The sequence below is a fragment of the Streptomyces sp. NPDC003032 genome (assembly GCF_053591415.1).
Window position 1 is genome coordinate 1 of record NZ_JBSFTT010000096.1, and the last position, 5,885, is coordinate 5,885.

Below are 5,885 nucleotides of genomic sequence, written 5' to 3' on the forward strand. Positions count from 1 at the left end.
GATAGGCGCTGCAACCGGCGCAATTCTGGGCCTGCTATGGCCACAGCTCTGGTTTGCGCGACGAAAGTAGGGCCGCCGCCGTGAGCGCACGAGCGCGTGACTTACGTAGCCAACCAGAGCCAGCTCTGCGCGGCCGGGCACATGCCCATCGTCCGGGGCCGTGCCATCCTTGGCTGATCTCGCCTTGGGGGCAGGTGACCTGCTGGCGGTCGAAGTCGATGTGGAAGTCGTCGCGGCCGAAGCCATTGTTCTTGCGGTCCTGGCGGGTGGTGTTGACCGGCAGTGGCCCGGTGACCGTGACCTGGTGTTCGCGGGCTGCCTGTTCCAGATGGACCAGGGAGGTGTAGCCGCCGTCGACCAGGTGCTCGGCGGGCAGCAGCCCGCGGCGCTTGAGCCGGATGTGGATGCCGGGCAGCGCCTTCGCGTCGTAGCTGGTGGCGTCGGTGGTGGACATGTCCGTGATCACGTTGACGCCGTCGGGAGTACAGGTCTCGGTGAGGTGCGCGACGAACCCTTTCCATCGGGTGACGTGTCCGCGGCGCGCGTAGCGGGCCGTCGGGTCGTAGGGCGAGACGACCGCGACGGCCGAGGGCGGCAGGCCGCCGTCCTCGGCGGTGCGCCAGCGCAGGCGGCCGGCCCCGTCTCGGTAGTAGTTCTGCACCATGTGTCGGCGTACACGTGAACGTGGCCCTGGCAAGATTTCCGTGAAGCGGGGGTGTGCCACCGTGCGCCGGTGGCAGCCCGTCACGGGTAGCGGCATTGTCGGCGAGTGTGATGACCTCGTACGGATCGTGTCTCCGCATCTCGATGTGGTGCGGGTGGAACGGGTGTGGGCGGCGGGCGGTGTGGTCCGTATTGCGGCGTGCACCCGGGAGTTGCCGGTGGCGTGTCCGGACTGCGGCCGTGCCTCTGCGCGGACGCACAGTCGCTATCGCCGCACGCTGGCCGATGTCGCCGTGGGCGGGCGTCCGGTCGTGATCGGACTGTCGGTGCGGCGGTTGTTCTGCGACGGGCCGGACTGTGATCGGCGGACGTTTGCTGAGCAGGTCGAGGGTCTGACCGTGCGCTACCAGCGCCGCAGCCCGCTGCTGCAGCACCTGGTGCAGATGGCCGGGGTGCTGCTCGCCGGCCGCGGTGGCGCCCGGCTCCTGCGTATCTTGCAGGTGCCGCTGTCGCGGACGAGCGTGCTGTTCCACCTGATGCGCCTGCCTCTTCCAGCGGCCGTGACTCCGCGGGTGCTGGGGGTGGATGACTTCGCGCTGTACGCGGACGTCTACGGCACCCTGCTGGTGGACGCCGACTCCCGGCTGCCGATCGAGCTGTGGGCCGGGCGCGACGCCGACCAGCTGGCCGCCTGGCTGCGGACACATCCCGACGTCGAGGTCGTCTGCCGGGACGGCTCGCTGGTCTACCGGCAGGGCATCACCGACGGTGCCCCGGACGCGGTGCAGGTCAGCGACCGTTTCCACCTGTGGCAGGGCCTGTCGAAACGGGTCGGGGACATCGCCGCCGCCCACCGCGGCTGCCTGCCCGCCGCCGTGCCCGATCCCGAGGTGGCACCGCCGCCACCGGGCCCGACGGTCTCGTCCGCCCAGGCCGACACCCCAGCCCGCCGCCATGCGAAGAGCCTCTTCGAGGCGGTGCACGCGGTGACCGACACCGGCACCTCCTTGCATGCCGCGGCCCGCCGGCTGGGCTTGAACAGACGCACCGTGGGCAAGTACGCGCGGGCCGCCACCTGGCAGGAGTGCGTGCGCCGCACCCCCTCCCGCTGGCGGCCCACCAGCCTCGATCCGTACCTGGAGTACCTGCGGCAGCGGTGGGAGGAGGGCGAGCACACCGCGACGGTGCTGCACCAGGAGATCGTCGCCAAGGGCTACCGGGGCCACTATCAGCGGGTCAAGATGGCCATCGCGCCGCTGCGGCGGGGCCTGCCGATCGATACACCGCGCGAGCGACCTCCCTCACCGCGGCAGATCGCCCGCTGGATCACCACCGCGCCATCCCGGCGCGGCATGCACGCCACCGCGGCACTCGGGCAGCTGTTGCAGCACTGCCCGGAACTGGCGCACACTCACGACCTTGTGCGTCAGTTCGCCGCCATGCTGGAGGCCGCCGATGCCACCCCGTTGGCCGACTGGCTTGAGCAACTCACGGCCTCCCGCCTCCCCGCCCTGATCAGCCTGGCAGGCGCCCTCCGCGAGGACCAGCCCGCGGTCGTCCAGGGCATCACCACCCCGTTCAACTCCGGCGTCAACGAAGGCCGCATCACCGACCTGAAGCTTCAAAAACGGATCATGGCCGGACGAGCAGGAGTCCCGTTGCTCCGCCACCGCGTCATCCTCATGGCACTGCTCCGACGCTGCTACCCATGACGCAGGGTCACCGTCGCACGGTGGCACACCCCCGCTTCACGGAAATCTTGCCAGGGCCGTGAACGTCCCCACCCGCGTACGGATGAAAAGGGACAGTTGTTGATGCGCTGAGATCTGCTGCTCGGCAGGCTGCTGCTTGGTCGGTGAGAGGCAGCGGAAGGCGGTCGACAGTGGTCCTGGATCCGCGTCGTTGGTTGGAACTGCGGCGCTTTCGGAGCCTGTTGGAATCCGGGGCGATCAGCCTGTCGGAGGTAGCCCGGGAGACCGGGCTGGACCGGAAGACGGTCCGCAAGTATCTGTCGGCACCGGGTCCGGCGACCCCGCCACGACGATCGCCGAACGGACGGTCGAAAGCGAGGGTGATCGACGAGTTCGCGCCGCTGGTCGACTCGATGCTCCGGGCGGAGTTCCTGATGAAGGCCGCGGTGATCCACGAGCGGCTGACCGCGGAGTACGGATTCACCGGCAACTACCAGCGCGTCAAGCTCTACGTTCAGGAAGCCCGGCCCCGCATCGCCGAGGAACTCGGCATCACGCCGAAGGAACTCGCTGGCATGCACCGCCGGTTCGAGGTCATCCCCGGGGCCCAGGCCCAGGTCGACTGGGGCGACGAGGGCAAGATCCTCGCCCACATGGGCATCCCGAAGGTCTACTCCTTCCACATGACGCTGTCGTACTCACGCGACCCGTTCTGCTGCTTCACCACCAGCCAGGACCTCCAGACGTTCTTCGACTGCCACCGCCGCGCGTTCGCCCACTTCGGCGGCGTCCCGATGACGATCGTCTACGACCGAACCAAGACCGTCGTCCGCCGCCACGTCGCGCCGGGCGAGGCGGTTCCGCTGCATCCGGAAGCGGTCGGGTTCGCCGGCCACTACGACTTCGACATCGACGTCCTGGCCGCCTACCGGCCCACCGGCAAGGGACGCGTCGAGCGCCAAGTCCTCATCGTCCGCGACCACGTCCTGTCCGGCCGATCCTTCTCCTCCATCGAGGAGATGGACGCCGCCTTCACCACCTGGGTCCCGCAGCGACGGGCTCAGGCCCACAGGACTCACCAGCAGATCATCGGAGAGCGGGCGGCCCGTGACCACGTGGCTCTCAAGCCGCTTCCGCCGACCCCTTATCTGGTGGCTGAGCGGCATCTGCGGCCGGTCGGCAAGGACTGTCTGGTCGCCTTTGGCGGCAACCTCTACTCGGTGCCGGCCCGCAGGGTCCGCCCCCGGCAGCTGGTGGAGATCCGGGCCACGAAGTCGCAGATCATGCTGCATTCCACCATGGCCGACTCCAGCGGCGAGACGTTGCTGGCAACCCACCCGCGGGCGATCGGCCACGGAGTCCGTGTCGTCGAAGAAGCCCACTGGGACGGCCTGCCCACGGGTCAGGGACGCCGCACCACCACCGGCGACGCCCTGCCACGACCTCGCCATGAACGTCCACTGGGCGAGGAGGCCGGACCTCTGCAGGCTCTGCTGAACCGGGCCGCGGCCACTCGCGTCGAGGTCGGCCGCCGTCCGCTGTCGGTCTATGACGAGCTGACCGGCACCCGCCCCTTCACCACCCACCCGAGCACGAGGGACACGTCTTGAGCGAGCTGGTCTCCACCCGCATCCGCAACACGGCCGGCAAGCTTGGCCTGCCCCACCTGGCCGAAACGATCAACGAGTACACCCGGCGGGCAGACGAGGGCAAGATGGGCTACCTCGACTTCCTCGACCTTGTCCTCTCCGAGGAACTCGCCGTCCGCGACGACCGCCGCTTCCGCCAGGGCCTGCGGCTCTCCCGGCTGCCGCACCACAAGACGCTCGACGAGTACGACTTCTCCTTCCAGCCGGACCTCGACCCACGCAAGGTCAAGGACCTGGCCACCCTCTCGTTCGTCGACGGCAAGGCGAATGCCGCCCTGCTCGGGCCACCCGGGGTCGGCAAGACGCACATCGCCGTCGCGCTGGCGGTGGCGGCCTGCCGGGCCGGCTACTCGATCTACTTCACCAGCCTCGACGACATGGTCCGCAACCTCAAAGCTGCCGAGGCCGCAGGCCGTCTGACGAGCAAGCTCGGCACCTACCTGCGACTGAGTGTTCTCGTCGTCGACGAGGTTGGCTACCAGCCCCTCGAACGAGCCGAGGCGAACCTGGTCTTCCAGGTCATCTCCAAGCGCTACGAGAAGGGCTCGATCATCCTGACCTCGAACAAGACCTTCAGCAAAGCGCACATGTTCCGGCGAACCTGTGCGAGGTACTGCCGAACTGCGACAGGTTCGCCGAGGCACAGCGGGAGCTCTGGTAGTCAGACGTCTTGTGGCCATCCGCCCAGGGCCCGCGTCAGATGCTCGTGAAGCTCGGGATCATCTGACGCCGCAGCGAGGCGATAGGCAGTCGGCCCGACGCGCCAACCCGAATCATGATCGAAAGGCGGTTGCTGTCCCGATGCGTTATGCGCAAGCTTGGCCACCAGTTCCGCGAGTGCAAAGTACAGAGCGTGGTCCTCAGCCAGCGGCTCTTCTCTGCTCAGGCTCCGTCGCCGGATTCGGTCGAAGACTTCCCGGCCCCGCGGCCACTGGTCTTCACGTTCTGCCAGGATCAGGGCCTCGTCGATCTCTGGTGACTGCCCCATCGTCCGGGTCAGATATAGAGACGCTCATTCGTCGGCAGGACAGCCACGATCACTCGTGGAGGAAGCGACGGAGATCGGCAGCGAGGGCGGACAACTGCTCGCCAGCTTCCAGCCATGTGGTGACGGAACCCTCCCAGCCGCCGGCGGCAGTCGGCCAGGGCTGAAGAGTCCAGGTCAACCCGACATGCCCGCCCGACCGGAAGACCACTCTGAGGGTGAGGTCGTGATCGTTGTTCTGCCAGACGCGCTCTCCGTCCCACCCTCGAAAGTCCCGGGCCAGCTCCTCCAGGAAGGGCACCAGGTCCGCGTCCCGGATCCATGCGACCACTTCATCGACACGGGCGTTCAGCCCGGGCGCGCATGCCTCAACGGCGTAATGCACGCAGTCTTCGTCCGGACGAAAACGGTCACAGAACCTCACCATGACCGCCGAGTTGTCCTGGGAGCGGACGACCACCTCGGTCAACTCGTTGAGGCCAACGTCGTGAGTGTTCATCCGCCGAACAGTAGGTCAGCCGGTCGCCCGCCGTCACCGTGATTCCGAGCCGGGCAGGCGGCCGGGATCGACGCGGTCGGCGAGGTAGATCATGGTGGCTTCGGAGTCCATGCCGAAGGTGGCGGCGACGAGTTTGGGGTCCATGGTGTTGACCAGGTCGAGCAGGCGAGTGCAGCGGATCATTCGGGGCGGGAAGCCGCAGGCATCCAGAACGTGGCTGAGATAGGCGGTGGACGCCGGTCCCCGGCTGGCCTTTGTCTGGCGGGTGACCATGACGTGGGGATTGTCGGTCCGCTGGGCTTGGCGGTGAGCCAGGCAGCGTTCCAGCACTGCCCATGACGCCGGGTCCAAAGGGACCGGATGCGGGCGGTATCCGAGCCGGGCGGTCCTCGCCCGCG

General features: G+C 68.2%; 5 protein-coding genes and 1 pseudogene. 3 read left to right on the forward strand and 3 right to left on the reverse strand.

The genetic code is table 11. The features are described 5' to 3' along the window. Positions 1-34 precede the first annotated feature (34 nt). Complete coding sequence (locus ACWDZ7_RS42425) at positions 35-664, reverse strand: hypothetical protein (protein WP_451804259.1); 630 nt, start codon at positions 662-664, stop codon at positions 35-37. 127 nt (positions 665-791) lie between these two features. On the opposite strand from ACWDZ7_RS42425, the gene ACWDZ7_RS42430 reads away from it, so the two are divergent. The 3 genes from ACWDZ7_RS42430 (at position 792) to istB (ending at position 4,713) form a co-directional block, all read left to right on the forward strand. After that, positions 792-2,375 carry an ISL3 family transposase gene (locus tag ACWDZ7_RS42430; RefSeq protein ID WP_451804261.1) on the forward strand — a complete coding sequence of 528 codons (1,584 nt, stop codon included), beginning with the start codon at positions 792-794 and terminating at the stop codon, positions 2,373-2,375. A gap of 170 nt (positions 2,376-2,545) precedes the next feature. Continuing rightward, a complete protein-coding gene (istA, locus tag ACWDZ7_RS42435) occupies positions 2,546-3,964 on the forward strand; it encodes an IS21 family transposase (RefSeq protein ID WP_451804263.1) in 1,419 nt (472 codons plus the stop codon). Continuing rightward, positions 3,961-4,713 (forward strand): IS21-like element helper ATPase IstB, encoded by a 753-nt coding sequence (istB, locus tag ACWDZ7_RS42440; RefSeq protein ID WP_451804265.1) that lies wholly within the window; start codon positions 3,961-3,963, stop codon positions 4,711-4,713. Before istA ends, istB begins: the two co-directional genes overlap by 4 nt. Positions 4,714-5,040: 327 nt before the next feature. Here the strand turns inward: istB and ACWDZ7_RS42445 are convergent, their stop codons facing one another. Together ACWDZ7_RS42445 and ACWDZ7_RS42450 are read right to left on the reverse strand one after the other, a co-directional pair. Next, positions 5,041-5,448, reverse strand: a complete 408-nt coding sequence (locus tag ACWDZ7_RS42445) for a DUF6228 family protein (protein WP_451804267.1) — start codon at positions 5,446-5,448, stop codon at positions 5,041-5,043. 72 nt (positions 5,449-5,520) lie between these two features. Continuing rightward, positions 5,521-5,885, reverse strand: a pseudogene (locus tag ACWDZ7_RS42450) (integrase); the annotation flags it as partial.

Coding starts and splice junctions, on each gene's coding strand:
- ACWDZ7_RS42425 (WP_451804259.1), bottom strand. CDS start 664: ATGGTGCAGAACTACTACCGAGACGGGGCCGGCCGCCTGCGCTGGCGC.